Below are 20659 nucleotides of genomic sequence, written 5' to 3'. Positions count from 1 at the left end.
TCACCGGGCCTGTCCGGCCAGCGCCAGCACCTCGCGGCCGACCTGTGCCGCGCCGTCGAACGACGACCACGGGTTGCCCGGGCGCAGCGTCGGCGCCTTCGCCGGCCGGTCGATCGCCTCGCGCAGCAACGCTTTCAGGGTCTCCCGCGCGGCGGCGTCGGTGGCGAACCGGGTGCCCAGCTCGACCGCCCGCGCCACGCCCTTGTCCTCGGAGAGCCCGGCCGGCAGCGTCTCGTACCCGTCGAGCCGGTCCCACGTGATGAACGGGACGTCGGCGAAGAACTGCTGGTAGCTGCCGACCTGGCGGTGGTGGCTGTAGTTGGCCCCGGGCAGCACGACGGTCGGCACGCCGGCCCGCAGCACCTCCCACATGATGGACTGGCCGGGCAGGGTCACCAGGCGTTCGCTCGTGGCCAGCGTGCGCATCATCTCGTCGAACGGCAGGTCCGCGATCCGCGCCCGCACCGGCGCGCCGAGCCGGCGGATCGCGTCGGCGGCGCCCGACGAGCAGGTCACCGTGATGCCGTCGGGGTCGCCGACCACCTCGGTCACCACGTCGATCAGCGCGCGCAGATACGTGTGGTTGCCGCCCATCGGGGACATCGCGCCGCCGAAGTTCAGCACCGTGCCGGAGCGCGCCGCCGGCGCCGCGTCGGGCATCTCGTCCACGATCTGGGAGACCAGGCGGATGCCGCGCGCCGGTGCGCCCTGCGCCGCGATGCGTTCCGCCACTCCGGGGAACGCCAACGCGAGGTAGCGGTCGACGAGGTCCGGCCGCAGCGGATCGGCCGTCCACATCCAGTACAGCGCGTCGACCACCACGGTGCGCAGGCCGCGTTCGCGGGCCACGAGCGGCCGGTCGAAGTCGCCGAAGAAGACCGTGACGGCGCGCGGATCCCGGCCGACGGCGTCCGGCAGCCCGTCGACCTCGGCGAGCAGCAGCCGGTCGCCGAAGAGCCCGCTGTCGCGTAGGAAGTCGTGCGCGATGCCGTCGCCGACACCGAACACCGGCACCTCGGGGTGGTGCTGGCGCAGCCAGCGCGCGACCGCGGTGGCCAGCGCCGCCGGCCCGAACCCGAACGTGGCCGGCACCAGATAGACCGGAACACCCTCGCTCATGCCGCCGCCTCGCTTCGCTCGCCGGCGCCACGAGACGCGGGGCGCACAGTGCTGATGATTCGCTCGTGCGAGCACTCGCTCATTTGTCGTCCTTCCCCCAGGCGGCCGCGTCGGCGCGGATCATCGAATCGACACCGGCGGCGATCCGCCCGGCGAGCACCGCGCGGTTGGCCGCGAACTCCGCCGACTCGTACGGACCGTCGTGCTCGAAGTGCAGGCAGCGCAACGCCGGTTCGGCGCGCCACGCCGTCACCACCGACGTCACCGCCCGCACCTTCGCGAGCAGGTCGTCGTCCTCGCAGCCCCAGCCCCGGTAGCCGTCGTAGTAGCCGCCGACCGCGTCGAAGACCTCCCGGCGCAGCAACATGCTGCCCCAGTGGAACGCCGCGCGCCACCGCAGCTGCTCGGGCGGCGCCGCGCGGAGCACCTCCTCCGGCAGCGGAACCATCAGGTCGTCGCCGTCGTACACGAAGCGTTCGTCGGGATGCGGCACCGGCCGTCCGGCGGCGTCGCGCAGCAGCAGGCACCGCTTCTCGTGGCCGAACACGTCGAGCGCGTCGTCGTCGACCTCCAGCGCGTCCGACAGCAGCCGGTACATCCACGGCTGCGCGAGCGCACCGGCGCCGGCGAGGCGCTTCGCCCGTTCCAGAAAATCGACGCCCACGGGACGGACGTCGGCGTCGGCCAGATAGAACCAGGAACCGCGGGCCCGCGCCGCCGCGACGTTGCGCAGCAGTCCGGGGGCGGCGGGCGAGACGTCGGCGGGGATCACCCGCACGCCGGCGGGCAGCGCCGGCACCGGCCCGTCGGCGACCGCGACGACCACCTCGCACGGAACGCTCTGCGCCAGCCAGCTCGCGCACACCACGGGAAGCGTCTCCCGGCCGCGGTGCGTGCCGAAGAGCGGAATGACGACGCTGACGTCGGTCATGCCTCCAGTGCGCTTTCGAACACCGCACACACCCGTTCGATCTCCTCGGGACCGTGCGCGGCACTGACCAGCACCTGGTCGAGCGGGTGGTACAGAACGCCGCGCTCGTACAGGCGACGGCACAGGTCGTCGGAGTCCAACGACGCGGGCAGGTCGAGGCGGAAGAAGGTCGGCACACCCGACACACCGACGTTGTATTTGCCGCCGATGTCGCGCAGCGCCTCGTAGAGCGCGGTCGAGTTGCGCGCGAACCGCTCGTACCCGCCGTCGGCCAGCGCGCGCAGGCATTCCAGCGCCGCCGCGACCGAGACCAGCTCGGAGGCGTAGGTGCTGTACACGCTGAACGTCTCCGTCGAGGCGAGCAGGTCGGATCCGAGCAGTGCGGCGATCGGGAAGCCGTTGCCGATGCCCTTGCTCACCACGGTCAGGTCGGCCGGGATGCCCCAGGCGGCCGACACCGTCGGATAGGCGAAGCGGAAGCCGCTCTTCACCTCGTCGAAAATGACCACGGCGCCACCGGCCCGGGCCGCGTCGACCACGGCGCGAACCGCGTCGGGCTCCACGGTGTCCGTGGTGGGGGTGACCACCAGGCAGGCCGCCTCGCCCGCCAGCGCCGCCACCCGCGCGGCCAGCGCCGGCGAACGCCAGTCGAGCCGCTCGACGCGGAATCCGCCGAGGTCGCTCAGCTCGCCGAGCGGCAGGAGCCAGCCGTGGTACGAGGTGGTCAGCACCGCGCGCCGCCCGGTGGCCTTGACGGCCGTCGTGATGGCGGCGTGCACCGCCTCCGAACCGGTCTTGAACAGCGCCGCGTGGGTCGCGCCCGGGCACAGCTCGACAAGGTGCCCGGCCAGCTCCGGCTCTCGTGGGTGGCGCAGGCTCACGGTCGCGCCGCTGCCCACCGCCTCGCGCACCGCCGCCACCTGGCCCGGGTGCGCGTGTCCGAGGATGACGGCGCCGCTGCCGCAGAAGAGGTCGATCAGCTCACGGCCGCCCGGCTCCACCACCCGCGCACCGCGCGCCGCCGCCATGAACGCCGGAACGCCCGCGGAGATGGGAAACTGGTGCCAGTTCTGGCTGCCGGGCGCCAGGCGGGAAATCCCGCCCGAAGCATCGTGCGCTGTCAAGTGTCAAGCCCCCGCTCTTCACCGGCATCGACCAATGATCTTCGACGCCTCGGCCGAGCCTAGCAAGGGCGGCACAAACGTCAAGTGTCGAACGCCGTCGACGATCTTCGATGGACGCATCGACGAGATCAACCCCTCGCGCCGAATGGGACCTCCTCGTATGCTGGCGACACCGCGTCGCCCCACGACGGTTCGACGCGGCACCGAGTTGCCTGAAATCACGAGGGAGGCAGCGAATGGTACGGCTGGAAGAAACACTCACCCACTTCGACATCTATCTCGGCGACGCATGCAATTTGAAGTGTGTCCACTGTGCATGTTGGATCAATGAGAGCGCCCCGCGGTTCGATCCGGACGTGTTGGAGGCGCGCCTGTTCGAGGCCGTCGGCTACGCGGTGGAAAACTGCCCCAAGCTCGACAAGGTGATGCTGATCGGCGGTGAGCCGTTCATCCACGAGGGCATGGTGCGCTTCCTGGAGAAGCAGCGCCTCGACGTGATGATCACCGTCTACACCAACTTCGTCTGGCCGAACCCCGACGTGGTGCTTCCGGACAACGTGTACTTCCTCAGCTCGATGGACGCGCCGGCCCAGGACATCTACGGCCAGCTGCGCCGCACCAAGGACTTCCGCTACTCGCAGGAGATCATGCGGGAGCGTTCCAGCAAGCTGCTGCACATCGACACGACGGTCTCCAAGGGCAACCTGCTGCACATGGACGCGATCTTCGACATCACGCGGACGTACCCGTGCACGCATTGGTTCCTGCCGATCGACCCGCGAATGATGCGCTACGAGGACCGGATGAAGAACGGCGGCACGCCGACGCCGACCGAGCTGAGCAACACGTTGCGCACGGCGGCCCGCACGAAGTCCCTCATGCTCGACGACGACGACCTGCGCGTGGTCGAGGACTTCTACCGCCGGCGCGGTGCCGAACTGACGCCCGAGGGATTCGAGCGCACAAACGACTTCGACACGTTCCGCGGGATCTATCTGTCGGGTGTCAACAAGTTCAAGAACGAGACGTTCGACTACCGCAAGGACATGGCCGAGCAGAAGATCACGCTGCCCGGCACCGGACAGCACCGCTGCGCCGCCATCCGCCGGTACATGGAGATCAGTTTCACAGCTGACGGCCAGTTCGTGCCGATGGTGCACTGCCCCGAGCTGTGGGACATCCTCGCCACCCAGCGCGGCCCGGGGCTGCCCTCGTTCAAGGCGCTGATGGACTGGGAGTACGAGGCGCGCGGGCGCAGCGGCTGCCAGACGTTCTGCGGGCGCACCCAGTTCCTCGGCATCGACGAGTACGAGGACACGTTCCGGCACATCGCCGTCGAGCCCGCCTGAGCATGTACCGCTTCGGCAAAGAGGAGAGCGACGCCGCCGCCCGCGTGCTGGAGAGCCGGCAACTGTTCCGGTACCTGCCGGACGCGCGGGAGGCGGACACGTTCGAGGGGGCGCTGGCCACCCGGCTCGGCGTTCCGCACGCGGTGGCCACGTCGAGCGGCACGGCCGCGATGATCAGCGGCCTGGCCGCGCTCGGCGTGGGGCCGGGCGACGAGGTCGTGGTGCCGGCGTACGGCTTCGTGGCGAGCGTGCTCGCGCCGCTGGCCGTCGGCGCCGTGCCGGTCGTGTGCGACATCGACGAGAGCCTCACGATGGATCCGGCCGACCTGCGCCGGAAGATCACGCCGCGGACCCGCGCGGTGCTGCCGGTGCACGTGCACGGCAACGCGAGCGATCTCGACGCGATCCTGGCCGTCGCGCGGGAGCACGACCTGCTCGTGCTGGAGGACGCGTGCCAGGCCATCGGCGGCACCTACCGGGGACGCGCGCTCGGCACCATCGGCGACGCGGGGGCGTTCAGCTTCAACCAGCACAAGATCCTGACGGCCGGTGAAGGGGGCGCGCTCGTCACGCCGAGCACCGACGTGTACGAGCGCGGGTTCATGGCGCACGACGGCTCGGCCAACTTCAGCCGGCACGCGTTCGCCCAGCCGATGCGGGCCGGGCTGGCGTTCCGGATGACGGAGGTCGCGGCGGCCGTCCTCAACGTCCAGTTGGGGCGCCTCGACGGGATCCTCGCCGACCTGCGGGCACTGCGCTCGCGCGTCGCGGAGGCGGTCGAGTCGGCGGCCGTGCTGACGCCGGTGCCGCAGCACGACCCGGACGGCTCGTGCGGCACCAATCTCGGGTACGTCTTCGCCGATGCCGTTACGGCGCAACGGTTCCAGGCCGCCGCGGACGGGCGCAACATCGACGCGTTCTTCGGCAACGAGTACGGCCACTCGTTTCGCGAGTGGACGATCGTGCACGAGGGGCGCGGTGGCCACCATCCACTGGCCAACCCGTTGCGGGACACCGAGTGGCGCCAGGACGCCGACGCCTGCGCGCGCAGCGAGGACATCCTGAGCCGCACGGTGTTGCTGCGCTACAACTTCGACGTCACCGACGCCGAGATCGACAAGATTCACCAACGGCTGGCCAAGGAGTTCGGCTGATCGGGACCCGCGCGGCGACCGGGCAGGTGCCTCCGGTCGCCGCGCGGGCCCGGGCGCTCAGCGGTGCTCGCCGACCCGGATCACCGTGACGTCGTCGAGGTCGCCCACCACGTGCCACGGGTCCACGACCACCGACCCGGCCGGGAAGTCGAACGCCGCGAACGCCCGCTCCGGGCAGCCGATGAAGTAGGCCGCCGGCCCCTGCGGGAGGTCGCTCGTGGCGATGTCGTCCGGCGTCGCCACCAGCGTCATGTCGACGCCCTTGGCCGCGGCGAGGTTGACCATCAGCACGGTGGAGCTGCCCGTCTCGATGGGCACACCGGGCTTGTAGGCGGTGCCGAGCACCACCAGCGGTCGCCCCTGCGCCGCCTTCACGAAGGTGTCGCCGAGCCAGCCGACGTACGCCTCGCGCTGGAACATCAGCGCCGAGAAGAGATCGGCGCCCAGGTCCAGCTCGCCGGCGAGCCAGGAGAGCGCGATGTTGTCCCGCGGGTGGCACGGGCCGCCGTCGCCCATGCCCGGGCCGATGTACGTGGGGCTGGCGAGCCGGCGCGTCGAGGAACGCAGGATCGCGAACACGTCCGCGGCGTTGGCCCCGACCTGGTGCGCCGTCTGCTGCACGACGTTGGCGACGGTCACCTTCGCGCCGACGAACGTGTTGTAGGAGACCTTCGCCAGTTCGGCGCTCTCGTAGGAGACCTCGAACGTCGGGCAGTCGTTGCGGCGCATGCTCTCCAGCACCTCCTTGACCACCAGCGGCTTGCTCTCCCCGTAGCCCAGCAGCACGAACTCCGGCGTGCGCAGGTCGGCGGCGACCGTGCCCATCGCGATGAACTGCGGGCAGTACACGAGGCTGTGCCCGGCGGTGTACGGCAGCACGTGCCGGCGCACCCCGCCCGGCAGCACGGTGGAGATGACACCGATCTCGATCGGCCGGTTGGCGACCGCCACGACGGCGCGAACCGCCGCGGTCAGCGCCTCGTAGGAGAAGTCCGCGCGGGTCTGCGGCAGCGGCGTGATGCCCTCGTACAGCGGGCCGTGCGGCGTCTCCACGGCGACGAGCACGCAGTCGCTGTCGTTGACGACCTCGGCGAGGTCGCGGAAGTGCAGGTCGAGCGTGTCGTCGAAGGTGGCCGACAGGGGGCCGGCGCGCTCCGCGTCCAGCTCGTACGGCGCGAGCGAGTCGAGGCTCATCCGTGCCGGGTCGAGGTCGTAACCGAGTACCCGATGACCGCTCTGCGCCAATGTGATCGCGGTCGGCAAACCCAACTTGCCCAGACCGACGAGCCCAACCGATGCCATCCCCGTGTTCCTTTCACCGCATGGTCCCGCGCCGCAACACAACCGTCCACAATGGACGGTTACGCTTTGATCGACTTGAGTACACTAACCGCTGCCGCGAGAGCGAAACAAGACGAGCAAAGTCACTACGGCCGGTGCCCGCGCAGCAGGATCCGGTACAGCGGCGAGGCCACCGCGCCGAGCCACACCCGCACCGGTCGCGACAGCCGGCGCCGCCACTCGTCATCGAGCGTGACCTGCCCGAACCCGCCGAACCGGGCCGGGTTGCCGCCGAGCACGTGATAGGCGCGCGGGGCGTCGCGGCGGACCTCCCCGGCGTCGAGGAGACCCAGTGCGCGGACACACCGGTCGACCGCACCCGCCGGATCGGCGCACAGCTCGTCATACGACATGCGCACATACGGCACGTCCGGGAAGAGCCGCCGGAAAAGCGCCGCCTGCACCGCGTTGACACACCACGCCGCACCGGTGCGCAGCGCCGAACGCGGCTCCATGTGCCAGTTGCGGTCGCCGGACTCGGGCAGTGGCTTGCGCCGCCGCCAGCTCCACACGACGGCCTGCGGGCGGCGCAACAGGTGCACGACGCGCAGGTCGACGGCGCCGGTGCTGGCCAGCGCGTAGAAGTGCAGCGGCGTCTTGGAGTTGTCCAGGAGCGTGTCGTGCCCGGCGGCGAGGGCCCGGAGCGCGTCGAGGACCGGGTCGTACGCGGCGAGCCCGCGCGGCGGCCGGCCGGCCCGCCCGGTCCACCGGCGGCGCAGCGCGGCGGCGCCGAGCCGCAGGCAGAAGCGTCGCCAGCCCCGGCGGTTTTCCACCAGGGAGACCCACTCCTCGTGTGCCGGGTCGGCGACCAACGCGGTGAGCACGGCCGTCCACTCTGGACAGTCGACCGCCGGCTTGCCGCAACTGCACGGCTCGGCGTCCTGGTAGCTGCGCGTGACGATCGTGTCCAGCTCGCCGACGGCCCGGGCGTCGCGCAACCGGGCGGCGAGCAGGAACTCCAGCAGCGTGCTGCCGCTGCGCCCGGTCCCCATGATGCCGACGACGGGTACACCCATCGCTTGTCACCCCCCGTTCAGCGTCCTAATCTACAGCGCGGGAACGACAGCGGAAGAGCGCACACGGGGGTGATCGCGATCGAGGTCGACGCCGCCCCGCTCGTGGTGGGTTTCGATGACGTGCACGACGATCCGGTCCGGGGACTGACCGTCACGCTCGGACCGTCCAATGTGGACCGTCCGATCTGGACGTACTGGTTCCCGATGATGTGCCGGTTGCGCCCGGACCTGATGCGGCCCGTCCCGATCGGCACGCTCGACGCCGCGACGCGGCCGTTCGTGTATCCGATCGAGGTGCGCTTCGAGGCGGAGCAATGGTCGCGGGACGCGCCGCCCGGGGAGCCCGTCGCGGTGCTGAGCCCGGCGGCCGAGCGCGCCGTCGGCACGGGTCGGGTGATCGTCGTGATCTCCATCGCGCACGAGGGCAACTCGCTGGCGCTCGAGCCCGGTTCCGACGCTCCGGTGCTGCTGGACCGGGTGGCCGCCTTCGCGCGGTGCTACGGACTGCCGCCCGAGCGGTTGTGGTTCCTCACCGGCAGCCTCGACGGCGTGGCGTCCGTCGCGGCGTGGCGGCAGGCCCGGGGGCTCGCCACCGTGCCGTTCACGGTGCGCAGCACGGAGCCGTTCTCGGCGTTCACCGGCGCGTGCGTGCGCGAGAGCCTGCGCCACGGCCGGGCACCCACCGCCGCCGTCGACTTCGCGCGTCGGCATCCGCACCTGGTCGGGTGGCGTTCCACCACGGTCTCCTGGACGGCGCGGCCGTTCCCCGGGCTCGGGGCCGCGGCGCCCGACGAGCCGGCCCGGTTCCGCTACGCCTGTCTCAACCGGATGCTCCGGCCGCACCGCTGGCAGGTGCTGCGCCGGCTGTGGACCGCGGGCGCGCTGGACAAGGGCCTGGTCAGCTTCCCCCTGCCGGACGCGGAGGACCTGGTGGACCTCGGCGTCGACCCGGCCGCCCCGGCCACCCGCGAGCTGCTCTCCCGGCTGCCGCTGGAGATCGACCGGACGGTCTTCCTGGACAGCGCGCGGATCTTCGGCGACAACGCCGAGTTCGTCGGGCTGCACCCGGACGTGGTGCTGCGCGACTGCGCGATGGAGATCGTCACCGAGACCCTGCAGGACGGCCGGTTCGTCTCGGAGAAGGTCTTCAAGTCGCTGCTCGGGCGCGGGCCGGCCGTGGTGGTCGGCACCGTGGGCACGCTCGACTACCTGCACTCGATCGGCGTGCGCACCTGGGGCGACCGGGTCGACGAGAGCTACGACCGGATCGCCGACCCCGCCGCGCGCCTGGACGCCGCCGTCGACGCCGCACTGTCCTATGTGGACGGTGACGGCGCGGACGCCACGGCCGTCCGCGCGGAGAACCTGCGCTGGCTGCTCGACGCGCCGAAGCCGTGGGACGCGCTCACCCGCGAGCTCGCACAGACGCTGGCCGGCCTGTGACCGCGCCGTTCGATCGCATCACGACCCGGTGCGCGGCGCAGGGCGACTGGCCGGGGATCATCGCGCTGCTCGACGAGGCCTTCCTCGGCGGCGGCGACCCCTCGGGGTGGGACGCCGAGCGCGCCGTCTACGCGCCGGAGCGGGCGCTCGTCGCGCGCGACGGCGAGCGGGTCGTGGCGCACGTCGCCTCGTACGGCCGCGACCTGGCCGTGCCCGGCGGCACGCTGCCGGCGGCGCACGTCGCGCTCGTCGCCGTCGCGCCCCTCTACCGCCGCCGCCGGTTGCTCTCCACCCTCATGCAAAAGCATCTGGTCGAACGGCGTGCGGCAGGCGAAAGCCTCGCTGTGCTCTGGGCCAGCGAGGGCCGCATCTATCAGCGCTTCGGCTACGGGCTCGCCTCGACCCGCCTGGAACTCGACGTCGACACCCGGGCGGCCGGCCTGGACACCGCCCCCACCGCATACCTGCTGGAGGACGCGGTGCCCGCCGACGCGATACCGCGGCTGCGCGACGTCTACGAACGCCTGTGGCGGCACCGGCCCGGCTGGTCCGGCCGGACGGACACCTGGTGGCGCCGGCTCACCGAGGACCCGCCCGCCCGTCGCGGCGGCGCCACCCCGTTGCGCGCGCTGCTCGCCGTCGCCGACGGACAACCGCGCGGTTATGCGCTGTGGCGGGCCGAGCCGCGCTGGGACGACGCCGGCCCGCGCGGCACGGTCGACCTCCGCGAACTGGTCAGCGCCGACCCGTCCGCCACGCGTGCCCTGTGGCGCTTCCTCTTCGCCGTCGACCTGACCAGGACCCTGCGCTACCGCTTCGGCGCCGCCGACGACCCGCTCGCACACCTGCTCGACGAACCCCGCCAGCTGCGCGCCACCGTCGCCGACGCGCACTGGGTGCGGCTGCTCGACGTCGCCGCCGCGCTCGCCGGGCGCCGCTACCGCACACCCGTCGACGTCGTGCTGGAGGTGCGCGACGCGCTCATCCCGCAGAACGCCGGACGCTACCGGCTGCGCGGCGACCGTTCGACCGCGTCCTGCACCGGAACCACCGCGGACGCCGACCTCACCCTCGACGTCCGCGACCTCGGCGCGGCGTATCTCGGCGGGACGCCGCTGACCGCCCTCGCGGCGGCGGGACGGGTCGCGGCCCACCGGCCCGGCGCGCTGGACGCCGCGGCCGACGCCTTCTCCTGGCGGCCCGGCCCCTCGGTGGTGGAGGACTTCTGAGCCGGCGGCGGCCGCCGGGTAGCATGGCCGACCGGGTCCGGCACTGGCAAAGGGGTGGGAAATGAGCGGCGATCGCCTGCTCGTGGCGCTGTACGGGCCCACCTCGTCCGGCAAGACCGCGCTGTCGGTCGACGTCGCGCACCGGCTCCGGCGCACCCTCGACCGCCCGGTGACGGTGATCTCCGCCGACTCCCGCCAGGTGTACCGGTACATGGACATCGGCACCAGCAAGACCACGGTCGAGGAGATGCGCGGCATCCCGCACGAGATGCTCGACGTCGTCGAGCCCGACCACAAGCTCGAGTTGGAGGAGTACGCCCGCCGCGCCCGCGAGCACATCGGCGCGGCGTTCGCCGCCGGCCGCGTGCCGTTCGTCGTCGGCGGCACCGGGGTCTACGTCAAGGCGCTCGTCGACGGTTGGGAGATGGACGCCGTCGGCGCCGCCCGCCGGGGACTGCGCCAGGACTTCCCGCGCAGCATGGCCGCCGACGCGCACGCGATGCTGCGCCGCCTGGACAAGGCCGCGGCCGCGAAGGTCCACCCGAACAACTACGAGGCCGTCATCAACGCGCTCGCCGCCCGGATGGCCTCCTCCGGCGGGAGCGGCGGCGGCACCGCGGCTCCGCGCACGGTCCTCCTCGGCCTCGACCCCGGCCCGCGCGCCGTCGACGAACGCCTCGCCGCCACCTACGACCGGCAGGTGGAACGCGGGCTCCTCGACGAGATCGAGGAGCTCAACGAGCGCTACGACCTCGAACGGGAGAAGCGCCGGCGCGGCGCCGACAGCCCCAACCAGGTGCTGCACACCCACGGCTACCGCGAGTACTTCGACGTGGCCGCCGCTCGTGGCCGCCCGCTGGCCAACCTCACGGCGGCCGACCGCGCACAGGTGCGCGAGCAGGTGCTCGAACACATCCGCGGGTACACCCGCCGCCAGCGCTCCTGGTTCAAGAAGCTGCCCGGCGTCAAGATGGTCACCTCCCCCGGCCAGGCGGCGGCCGCCATCGCCAAGAGCCGCTGACGTGGACGGACCGCTGCGTCTCGGGGACTACCTCGAGGACCCGTGGCTGCGCGGGCACACCGGGCGGGAGTTCCTCGGTCGCGACCCGGCCGCCGAGCGCGCCGCCGTCGCCGCCTACCTCGCCGCGCAGGAACCCGCCTGGCGGGAGCTGACCGGCGGGTGGGCCGACCGGTTCGGGCCGCTGCCGCCCGGACACCGGCTCACCGTGTTCCTGCTCGCCGGCAACGAGGCCGACCTGATCGGCCCCTGCCTGACGGCCCTCGCGACCGACCTGCGCTCCTCGGGACTCGGGCGGCACGCCGAGATCCTGGTGGTCCGCCAGCATCTCGCCGGCACGAAGCGCGACGACACCGCCGCGATCGTCACCGCCTGGGCCGAGCGGCACCGCGCCGACGTGACGTGCCGGCTGGTCGAGGTCGAGTGGCCGGCGGAGTGTGCCACGTTCCTGCCGTTGTCCCGCAAGCTCGCCGTCGACATCACCGCCACCCGCATGCTCGCCGGGCCGCGTACCGCACCGGTGTACCTGATCACCGAGGACGCCGACGTCGAGTGGGTCGAACACGGCCGGGCCGCGCACGTCGTGCGGGCGTTCGACGCCGAGCCGCACCTCGACGCGCTGCGCGGCTGGCACCTGCGCAGCCTCGACCTGCTGGAGTACCTGCCGCTCTTCGTCGAGCGGCTCACCTGGCGGGCCTGCGAACACGCCCTCGCCGACCCGCGGCTGCGCCCGGAGCGCGGCGGCGACTACAACTTCGCGTGGAACAGGGTCGTCACCGCCGGCTGGAACGTCGCGTTCACCATGGAGGCCTACGCCCTCGCCGGCGGCTACACCACAAGCGTCGAGCTGTTCGAGGACATGGATCTCGGGCAGCGCATCTCGGTCATGCGCGGCCGGCACACCGGCACCGGGTTCGTGCCCGGCACCGAGACGATGCGGTGGATGCCGTACGAGGCGTGCTCCGACGGGCGGCGCGCGTTCGGCGCCCTGGTCGACGGCAGCGACCTCTACGGTGCGGCGCCGTCGCTGGACGGGTTCGTCGAGGCCACCGCCCGCACCCGCACGTGGTCCATGGTCGACGCGGCCGCCCGCGCGGCGAACGGTTTCGTGCCGCCCGACGCGGTGGACCTGGTGCTGGAACGCCGGCGCGAGGAGGTGGCGGCGATGGTGCCGGACACCGCCGCGCTGGAGTTCGTCATGGACGCCGCCGCGCGGGCGCTGGGCGGGCGGGACGCGTCGGCGCTGGCGGCGCGACAGCGGGAGTTCCTGGCGGCGGCGCGGGCCGTCGCCGGTGGCGCCCCGTCCGCGGCCTCGGCGTCGATCCTGCGCCGCGAGACGGCCTACTCGACCCGGTCGTAGACCCAGATAGTGGTCTTCATGCCGAGGAGCCTGATCGGGAAGCGTTCGCGCAGCCGCAGCGCACCCGGCACCGCGGCCCGGTCGACGGCCGGCGCCAGCAGCACCACCCGCCCGCCCGGGCGCACCACCCGCGCCATCTCGCCGAGCACGGTGCGCAGCCAGGCCTTCATCTCCCCCTGAACGGCGTACTGCTCGCCGAACGGCAGGTTGGACACGCACGCGTCGACGCTGCCGTCGGCGTACTCCAGCCGGCGCGCGTCACCGTGGCGCACCGTCGCCTCGGGAACGTTGGTGGCGGCCACCCGCACGGCGTCGTCGTCGATGTCCAGCCCTTCGGCGGCCCAGCCCGCCTCCAGGGCCTCGGCCAGGATCGTGCCCGAACCGCAGCAGGGGTCGAGCAGCAGCGGCCGGCGCCCCTCCGCCTCCGGCTTCGGCTCGTGCGCCGCACCCGCCAGTTCGACCATCGCGCTGGCCACCGTGGGGCGCAGCGCACCCTCGCGCTCGACCAGGCGGCCCTCGTGCTGGCGGGTCGACGCGTCGGTCAGGCGCAGTCCGGCGACGATCCGGCCGGCCGCGTACTCGCTGACCCAGACCTCGATCTGTGCCGGGTCCGCCACCCGCCAGCGCGGCCGGTCCCGGGCGATCACGTCGACGAACTCCTGCCGCAGCTGCGTGCGCAGGAACGCGCGTTCGTGCAGCACGCGCGCGATCACCCGGTACGACATGCCGGTGCTCAGCGGGCGTACCTGGTCGGCCCAGACCGAGAGCGCGCGCTGCACCCGTTCGGGCCGCCACATCCGGCCGGCGATCTGGACCGGCCGGTCGCCGTCGCCCCGCGTCGTGCGCCCCACCTCGACGAACAGGTCCTCGACCAGGCTCAGGTCGGCGACCTCGCCGCGCCTGCCGCGGGCCACCTCGAAGACCACGACGTCGGCGCGCCCGTCGAAGCCGCTGTCCTGGACGGTGACCCCGGGCAGCCGGTCGAGTGACCGGGCGACCAGCGGCGCCAGGCCGGGCACCGCCATCGCGAACATCCGGGTGACACCGGCCGGCAACGGCGGATCTTCGCGCCGGCGGGGCGCGGTGCGGTCCTGCGGGCGCGGACGGGACCGGTGCGGGGGCGGGTTCTGGCGGCTCATGGAAGGGCCGATTATACGGACGCCGCGGATCGCATCCTTCGGGCCAGCCGCCGCACCTGCAGGCCGGTCAGCACCGCCGGCCCGTGACCGAGCCGGCCGGCCAGCAGGTCGGCCCGGATCACCAGCACCTCGGAGCGCTCCTCGGCCGTCCCGTCGGTGGTGCGCATGATCCCGGTCGGGAACTCCGCGCCCGACACGACCAGCACCGGCTGCACCGGCGTGCGCAACGTCCTGGCGACCCGGCGCGCCGCCGACGCCGCGTGCCGCACCGGCCGGTCCAGACGGGTGCCGCCGGCCACCAACCGGGTGCCGCGGCCCGTCGTCCCCACCTCGCCGTCCGGCTCGCACAGGTGCACCGCGAACGTTCCGGTCGACCCGGTCACCACCGTCACCGAACGGCCCTTCGCCGTGGGCACCCGCCAGCCGACCGAGTGCCCGGGCCCCAGGTTCCGCAGCGCCCCGTGGAGCGCCTCGGCGTCGGGGTCGTCCTCGGGCGGCGCCGGGATCCGCCGCGAACGCATCGGCGGGCTGAGCCGCCACACCAGCACCGCGATCGTCACCACGTAGCCGACCAGCCAGCCGTGCCGCGGCGCGACCAGCGACGCCGTGAGCAGGACGGCGAAGTTCACCGCCCAGGCCAGCATGATCGTGGCGGCCGGCCGCGGCGCCCGGCTGACCATCGCGCACAGCCAGACGACCGCCCCCAACGCGACCGTCGCCGTGGTGGCCGACGGCACGAACGCGATCGACGCCAACGCCGGCAACCGCATCGTGCTGAGCACGCCCACCGCCGGCGTGGTGCTCACCCACCACAGGATGGCCAATGCGCTGGTGAGCAGCGCCCGGTGCACCTCCCACGCGACCCACAGCAGCCCGAGGATCAGCGCGACGAGGAACCCGACGGCGAAGCGCGAATGGTCGTTGAGCCACGCCATCGCCGTCAGCAGCGCCACCGCGAACAGCGCGATCGTGTAGGTGCGGCGGCGGTCGGCCGTCTTGCGAGGCCGCGCCGGCCGGATCTCATCCAGCCGCCGGCGCGCCCGTGTCACGAGTCCACTCATACGGTGTCGCTCAACCCCAGTAGTTGACCTGGTGCGCGATCAGCACCGGCTTCGGATCGATGTGCCCGGTGAACAGGGCGCCGCTGCTGTTGAGCACCTCGAAGTGCAGGTGGCAGCCGGTCGAGTTGCCCAGGTTGCCGACCTCGGCGATCTTCTGGCCCTTCCGGACCGTGTCGCCCTTGTTGACGAACAGCGCCTGTTCATGGCCGTAGCCGGTCATCACGTTGCTGCCGTGGTTGATCTCTATGTAGTTGCCGTAGCCGTTGGCCGGACCCGCGAAGGCCACCACGCCGTCGGCGACCGCGTAGATCGGCGTGCCGCAGCCGGCGCCGATGTCGATCCCCTTGTGGTTGGTCGAACCGCCGTCGCCCGGCGACGCGCGCAGGCCGAACTCGGAGGTCACCACGCCGGTCACCGGCCGCGCCCAGGGTCCCGCGGAGCCGCCGGAGGCCACCATGCCCTTGACCCGGCCGACGCCCATCACCTTCGCCCAGCGGCCCGGCTCGTACTTGGAACGGATCACGCCCCGGTCGCTGCTGTACGCCTCGACCACCTCGCCGTTGCCGATGTACATCGCCACGTGGCCGATGTACGCCTGCAGCCGGCTGGAGTAGTCGTTCTGGGCGCGGCTGCCGTTGTCCATGAAGAGCAGGTCGCCGGGCATCAGCCCGGACCCGTCGGTGACCGGCCGGCGCTTCACGATGTCGATCCGCTCGTCGTCGGCCTGGTCGACCGCGCGCCGGTTGATCTGCACGCCGACCGACTTGTACGCGGCGAGCATCAGCCCCGAGCAGTCGTAGGAGTCCGGGCCCTCGGTGGCCCACACGTATGGGTAGCCGACCCGCGCGACGACGTACGCGACCACCTGCGCCAGCAGCCCGGAGTCCAGGCCGCTGCACATCTGCGCGTCGACGTTCGTGGTGTCGGTGACGCCACCGGAGAACTTCTCCGCCCAGAACAGCACGTCGTTCTTGTAGAACTCGTGCGGGTTGTACGCGCCGATCGCCCGCAGGACGCCCTCGGGGCCCTCCAGGAATCCGTTCTTCACCAACAGGTTCGCCGCCGCGAACACCCCGTCGGCGACGCTCTCGTCGGTGACCTTGCCGTCGTTGTCGCCGTCGACGCCGTAGGCCCTGAACGTGGCCGGGATGAACTGCATCGGGCCGTACGAGGCGTCGCTGTTGGCGCCACGGTCCCAAGTGGACGGATCGGCGCCGTGCCGGGTCTCCTGCCACGACTGCGCGGCGAGGAAGAACCACGGGACCCCGAACTTGCGTTCCGCGTCGTGGAAGTACTGCGCGTAGGGAACCGTCTTGCCGGCGTGCTCGTACGTCTCGGGCAGCGGCCCCGGCGTCGCTTCCGGGTTCTTCGTCTGCTGGCGCTTCGCCGGATCCGGGTCCCACTTCGGCAGCGTGAAGTTGTAGTTGGTGGGCACCCCGGCGCCCGCCATGGTGGCCGCGCAGCCGTCCTCGTTGGCCGCGTCGCGGAACCCGATCAGGCTCGAGATGCTCTGGATCATCACGATGACGAGCAGCACCGGAGCGAAGAGCGCCACGATGCCGGCGATCACCTTGAAGCCGCCACCGCCGCCCGCCCCACCACCGCCACCGCCACCGGACCCGCGGGCCGCGTTCGCCGCGTTGCGCACCTGACCGGCCAGCTGAACGGCCTTGAAAATCGCCATTGGAGCCGGCATCTGTCCTCCCCCGTGTTAGATGGCCGTCACCGCATCCGCACCGTCGACCGCGCTTGCCGGCATCAACCGACTTCGCGATACTGCCCACTGGCGCGAGTGCCGCGGAGCCCTCCGGCTACCGAGGAAAACACACCAACGGGGGAACAGACATGCGCATTCTTCGAACCGTCGCCGTTGCCCTGACGGCCACCGCGGTCGTATTCGCGGGTACCGCGTGCGGTGGCCCCGAGGCCCCGGACGATCCCAAGTCGACGCTGACCGATCTCACCAAATACATCGCCGACGACGACGGCGACGCCGCCTGCGAACTGATGCTCGAGCCGGTCCGGGACACGTTCGCGACCGACAATGACGCCGACTCCTGCGAGAAGGCCGTCAAGGCCCTGCACGCGAAGGTGGCCGACAAGAAGGCGTTCAAGGCGATGGTGCCCAACGGGCTGAAGGTCGACGGCGGCACCGCCGAAATCACCGGCGCCTGCAACCGCGGCTGGTTCCAGCCCGACGGCAGCCGCGACAAGCTCGACTTCAGCCCCAACGCCCTCGGCAAGTTCACGCTGAAGAAGACCGACGACGGCTGGTTCGTCAGCGAGTACCGCGGCGGCAAGCACTTCGGCTCCTGCGGCGGCTGAACGGGCGTCAGCGGTTGCCGTTGCCAACGTCGCCCTCCCCCGGATCCCGCACCGCGGTGACCATCCAGACATTCGCCTGCTTCACCAGCGTCAGCGTGAAGCCCATGCGGCCCGGCTTGGGTGCGACGCCGTCGGATGCCACGGTGCGGTTTCCGGCGACCGTGAGCACCACCTGGGTCTCCCCGATCAGCGCCCAGCGCGCCTCGGTGACCTGGTAGGTGATGATCTCGTGCCGGTCCATGACCGGGCGGACCCGCTGGTAGCGGGCCAGCACACTGTCCAGCGAGTCCTTCGACACGAACGGCGAGATCGCCGCGATCTGCTTCTCGGCCGTGTCGTTCCACCGGCCGTTGGCGAACACCTCCAGGAACGACATGGCCCGGCCGGAGGCCGCCGTGAGGTCGGCCTCCGACATCGGCGCGACCGGCGGCGCGGTGTAGCGCGGCGGCAGCGACTGCGGTCCGCTGGGCACCGGACCGACGGACTGCCGGTCGTCGTGCTCGATGCCCGTCGGCGGCGGCGTCGCGCCACCGCCCGGCGCGGCCGGTGACTGCGCCGCCGGCTGCTGCTGCCCGGCCCGCGCGCTCGCCCTCGGCTCGTCGGGTTCGTCCCCGCCGCCGAGCCCGGCGAACGCCACGATGCCGAGCAGCACCACGATGATCACCACCGCGCCGATGAAGATCCGCCGCCGCAACGGGTCGACACTCGACCATCCCGTAGCCATCGCTCATCCCCTCGCTTTCGCTACGGCCGGTTGCGGTTGCGGTTGTTGTTGCGCGGGTCGTACTGGCGCCGCTGCCGCTGTTGTTGCTGCTGCTGCGTCGCGTTGAGCCGTTCCACCGCGGCGATCACCTCGTCGAGCTGCTTGGTGTGCCGCTTCTGCTCGCTGACCTGCTGCTCCTGGCGGGTGTCCTGCTTCGTCTCCCGCTGGTGCTGCCGCTGTTGCTGTTGGGTCCGCTCCTCTTCCTTGCGCTTCTGCTCGGACTCGGACACCACGCTGCGGCGCATGTGGCGGTTCATGAAGACCTCGTCGTAGGCCTGGCGCGTCTTGCCCGGCGTCATGCCGCGGCCGGCGCCGGTGAGGGCGCCCTTCCACGGCGAGATGCCCGCGTGCTTGGCGCCGACCGCGCCACCGATCGCCCCGGTGGTGATGCCACCCAGGAGCTGGCTGGCCTTCCCTGCCATCTCGCCGTCGGTGTGGAAGTCCTGGCTTCCGGAGAACTTCAGCGCGAACGCCTCCGTGAACCGCTTCCGATACGTGAAGCCGATCGCCGCGATCATGCACACCAGGACCAGCTTCATGATCCACGGCATGTTGATTGTCAGTACGACCGAATACAACGCCATCAACAGGCCGACGAACAGACCGAGCACGATCCGCTTGACGAACGTGCCGAGCAGCAACTCCAGCCACCGCAACAGAATCTGCGTGCCGAAGCCGGGTATCAGGCCGATCAGGAACGCCGCGGGTGCCATCAACGCGAGCATGATGGTGGCGATCTGCAGCATCAGATACGCGAGCGACACGACGATGATGATGATCGCGATCGACGTGGAGCCGACCAGCGCCAGCACCGCGATGCCGAACCGGTTGTCCGAGGCGCCACCGCTCCAGTTCTTCCAGTACTTGGTGTCCTTGGCGTTCTCCGACACCTGTACGCGGGAGTACACCCACGTCGCCTCGTCGAACTGCTCATCGGGCACACCGAGTTCGTTCTCCCGCATCAACGAGCGGTCGCACGCCTTCATCGTGAACGTGCGCGGCGTGACACCGGCGTCGTTGCGGTGCTCCGTCCACCAGCGCCCCTGCTCGGTGTCCTCGCAGATCTGCGGCTTGCCGCCCTTCATCGTGCCGTCGTTGTTGCGGCGCTGATCGCGGTAGTCGGCGATGTTCCCGCCGTTGTCCTGCACGTCCCGGAACGAGTACGCGTTGTGCTTCAACATGCGCAACGCCATCTGGTCGTCGTTCGTCGGCGTGCCCGGCTGGCCGTTCTCCTGCCGGTTGGCGCGGTTGTAGCTGCCGAGCATCCCCACCACGTACGGCGTGAAGATGGTGACCTCGTACAGGGACTCCGCCGCACAGTCCAGCGCGATGCTGCGCCGCTTTCGCAACGCCTTCTGGTCCTCGGTGAAGTCCGAACCGGTGCCGCTGAAGTCGGGCTCGGAGCAGTTGGTGCCGGTGAACGCCGACAGCACGACCGAGGTGATGTCGTTCGTCCAGTCGTTGACGGTCTTCAGCATCGACGAGGCGTGCGGCCCACCGCCGCCCGGCGCCCCGCCGTAGAAGAACGCGAAGCCGGCCACCAGCACCATCGCCATGAACTTGCCGAGGATGTTCGACGCGCCCTCGCGGCTGAACAGCCACTTCCACGCCAGCACGATCGCGCCGATCAGCACACCGACCGCGAACAACTGCAGGAAAACGTCGATGTGGATCTGCTGGATCATCATGTCGAGGGTCGCCTTGGTCCCGCCGACCTCGCCGTTGGGCGAGAGGAACACGTCGAGCAGGTCACCGCGGAACGTCCAGGAGAAGATGAGGATCGACATCGCCGCCAGATGCTTCGTGTCGTGGAACACGAAGTTCGCGGCGTCGTTGTAGAAACCGGCCTTGCTGAAGCAGTCCAGCCAGAACGTCGACCACGTGGTGCCGGCCACCCCGTACTGGCCCCACTTGGTGGTGGGCTTGTCCGGGCGGTTCTTCCACTCCTGCTCCAGCACCATGCCGACCATGCCCTCGTCGGCCCGCTCCGGCTGGAACACCTTGCGGTCGCACCAGGTGTTGATGTCGAACGCGTCGAGGATGTCGGCCTGCGCGGGACCGCCGGCGAACGCCAGACCGCTGCCGGCCACGACGACGAGCAGCAGCATCGCCACCCGCCGGCGCAGCATCGGCAGGGCCGTCACCGCACGCGCCAGCCACCGCCCCGCTCCGGTGCCGGTACGCGCGCGGTCTGACCACTTCACCTGACGCAGGAACGCCTCGTCGTCGGCACTGCGCTGCCGTACGAGGACCTGCCCGGCGGGACGATCCATCGAACCCAACTCCC

17 protein-coding genes are annotated in these 20659 nt (G+C 71.5%); 7 read left to right on the top strand and 10 right to left on the bottom strand.

The annotated features are described in order from the left end of the window. From Val02_RS43935 to Val02_RS43925, 3 genes are all read right to left on the bottom strand, one after another. Positions 1-1119, bottom strand: coding sequence for a hypothetical protein (locus Val02_RS43935; RefSeq protein ID WP_203905316.1), 1119 nt, complete (start codon positions 1117-1119; stop codon positions 1-3). A 79-nt stretch (positions 1120-1198) separates the two neighbouring features. Next, positions 1199-2050 (bottom strand): galactosyltransferase-related protein, encoded by an 852-nt coding sequence (locus Val02_RS43930; protein ID WP_203905315.1) that lies wholly within the window; start codon positions 2048-2050, stop codon positions 1199-1201. Continuing rightward, complete coding sequence (locus Val02_RS43925; RefSeq protein WP_203905314.1) at positions 2047-3174, bottom strand: aminotransferase class III-fold pyridoxal phosphate-dependent enzyme; 1128 nt, start codon at positions 3172-3174, stop codon at positions 2047-2049. Before Val02_RS43925 ends, Val02_RS43930 begins: the two co-directional genes overlap by 4 nt. Before the next feature lie 356 nt (positions 3175-3530). On the opposite strand from Val02_RS43925, the gene Val02_RS43920 reads away from it, so the two are divergent. Continuing rightward, a complete protein-coding gene (locus tag Val02_RS43920) occupies positions 3531-4523 on the top strand; it encodes a hypothetical protein (RefSeq protein ID WP_203905313.1) in 993 nt (330 codons plus the stop codon). Positions 4524-4525: 2 nt separating this feature from the next. Beyond that, positions 4526-5677 carry a DegT/DnrJ/EryC1/StrS family aminotransferase gene (locus Val02_RS43915; RefSeq protein WP_203905312.1) on the top strand — a complete coding sequence of 384 codons (1152 nt, stop codon included), beginning with the start codon at positions 4526-4528 and terminating at the stop codon, positions 5675-5677. 57 nt (positions 5678-5734) lie between these two features. Here Val02_RS43915 and Val02_RS43910 read toward each other — a convergent pair whose 3' ends face one another. Together Val02_RS43910 and Val02_RS43905 are read right to left on the bottom strand one after the other, a co-directional pair. Then, positions 5735-6979, bottom strand: a complete 1245-nt coding sequence (locus Val02_RS43910) for a Rossmann-fold NAD(P)-binding domain-containing protein (RefSeq protein WP_203905311.1) — start codon at positions 6977-6979, stop codon at positions 5735-5737. 125 nt (positions 6980-7104) lie between these two features. Then, positions 7105-8034: a sulfotransferase gene (locus Val02_RS43905; protein ID WP_203905310.1), complete on the bottom strand. Its 930-nt coding sequence runs from the start codon at positions 8032-8034 to the stop codon at positions 7105-7107. A 69-nt stretch (positions 8035-8103) separates the two neighbouring features. Between Val02_RS43905 and Val02_RS43900 the strand changes: the two genes are divergently transcribed. The 4 genes from Val02_RS43900 to Val02_RS43885 all read left to right on the top strand — a co-directional run bounded on the left by Val02_RS43900 (position 8104) and on the right by Val02_RS43885 (position 13084). Further along, the gene (locus tag Val02_RS43900; protein ID WP_203905309.1) at positions 8104-9477 is read left to right on the top strand and encodes a hypothetical protein; all 1374 of its coding nucleotides are present in this window, start codon (positions 8104-8106) and stop codon (positions 9475-9477) included. Continuing rightward, positions 9474-10706, top strand: coding sequence for a GNAT family N-acetyltransferase (locus tag Val02_RS43895; protein WP_239153789.1), 1233 nt, complete (start codon positions 9474-9476; stop codon positions 10704-10706). The genes Val02_RS43900 and Val02_RS43895 overlap by 4 nt, the downstream gene beginning before the upstream one ends. A gap of 61 nt (positions 10707-10767) precedes the next feature. After that, positions 10768-11727: a tRNA (adenosine(37)-N6)-dimethylallyltransferase MiaA gene (gene miaA / locus Val02_RS43890; RefSeq protein ID WP_203905308.1), complete on the top strand. Its 960-nt coding sequence runs from the start codon at positions 10768-10770 to the stop codon at positions 11725-11727. A gap of 1 nt (position 11728) precedes the next feature. Next, positions 11729-13084, top strand: a complete 1356-nt coding sequence (locus Val02_RS43885; protein WP_203905307.1) for a hypothetical protein — start codon at positions 11729-11731, stop codon at positions 13082-13084. On the opposite strand, the gene Val02_RS43880 is transcribed toward Val02_RS43885, so the two are convergent. The 3 genes from Val02_RS43880 to Val02_RS43870 are packed head-to-tail and all read right to left on the bottom strand — an operon-like array spanning position 13066 to position 16968. After that, positions 13066-14223, bottom strand: coding sequence for a methyltransferase domain-containing protein (locus Val02_RS43880; RefSeq protein ID WP_203905306.1), 1158 nt, complete (start codon positions 14221-14223; stop codon positions 13066-13068). The two genes, Val02_RS43885 and Val02_RS43880, sit on opposite strands and share 19 nt — an antisense overlap. A gap of 11 nt (positions 14224-14234) precedes the next feature. Then, positions 14235-15272, bottom strand: coding sequence for a hypothetical protein (locus tag Val02_RS43875; protein WP_203905305.1), 1038 nt, complete (start codon positions 15270-15272; stop codon positions 14235-14237). Between the two features lie 22 nt (positions 15273-15294). Further along, on the bottom strand, positions 15295-16968 hold the full coding sequence (locus Val02_RS43870) for a peptidoglycan DD-metalloendopeptidase family protein (protein WP_203905304.1): 1674 nt from the start codon (positions 16966-16968) through the stop codon (positions 15295-15297). A gap of 161 nt (positions 16969-17129) precedes the next feature. Between Val02_RS43870 and Val02_RS43865 the strand changes: the two genes are divergently transcribed. Continuing rightward, complete coding sequence (locus tag Val02_RS43865) at positions 17130-17609, top strand: hypothetical protein (RefSeq protein WP_203905303.1); 480 nt, start codon at positions 17130-17132, stop codon at positions 17607-17609. A gap of 7 nt (positions 17610-17616) precedes the next feature. Here the strand turns inward: Val02_RS43865 and Val02_RS43860 are convergent, their stop codons facing one another. After that, entirely contained in the window at positions 17617-18333 is a 717-nt protein-coding gene (locus tag Val02_RS43860; RefSeq protein ID WP_203905302.1) for a flagellar basal body-associated FliL family protein, read from the bottom strand. 20 nt (positions 18334-18353) lie between these two features. Continuing rightward, on the bottom strand, positions 18354-20645 hold the full coding sequence (locus tag Val02_RS43855) for a hypothetical protein (RefSeq protein WP_203905301.1): 2292 nt from the start codon (positions 20643-20645) through the stop codon (positions 18354-18356). Positions 20646-20659 lie beyond the last annotated feature (14 nt).

This window comes from Virgisporangium aliadipatigenens (assembly GCF_016863615.1).
Lineage (GTDB): Bacteria > Actinomycetota > Actinomycetes > Mycobacteriales > Micromonosporaceae > Virgisporangium > Virgisporangium aliadipatigenens.
This window is presented reverse-complemented; position numbering and strand designations above follow the sequence as displayed.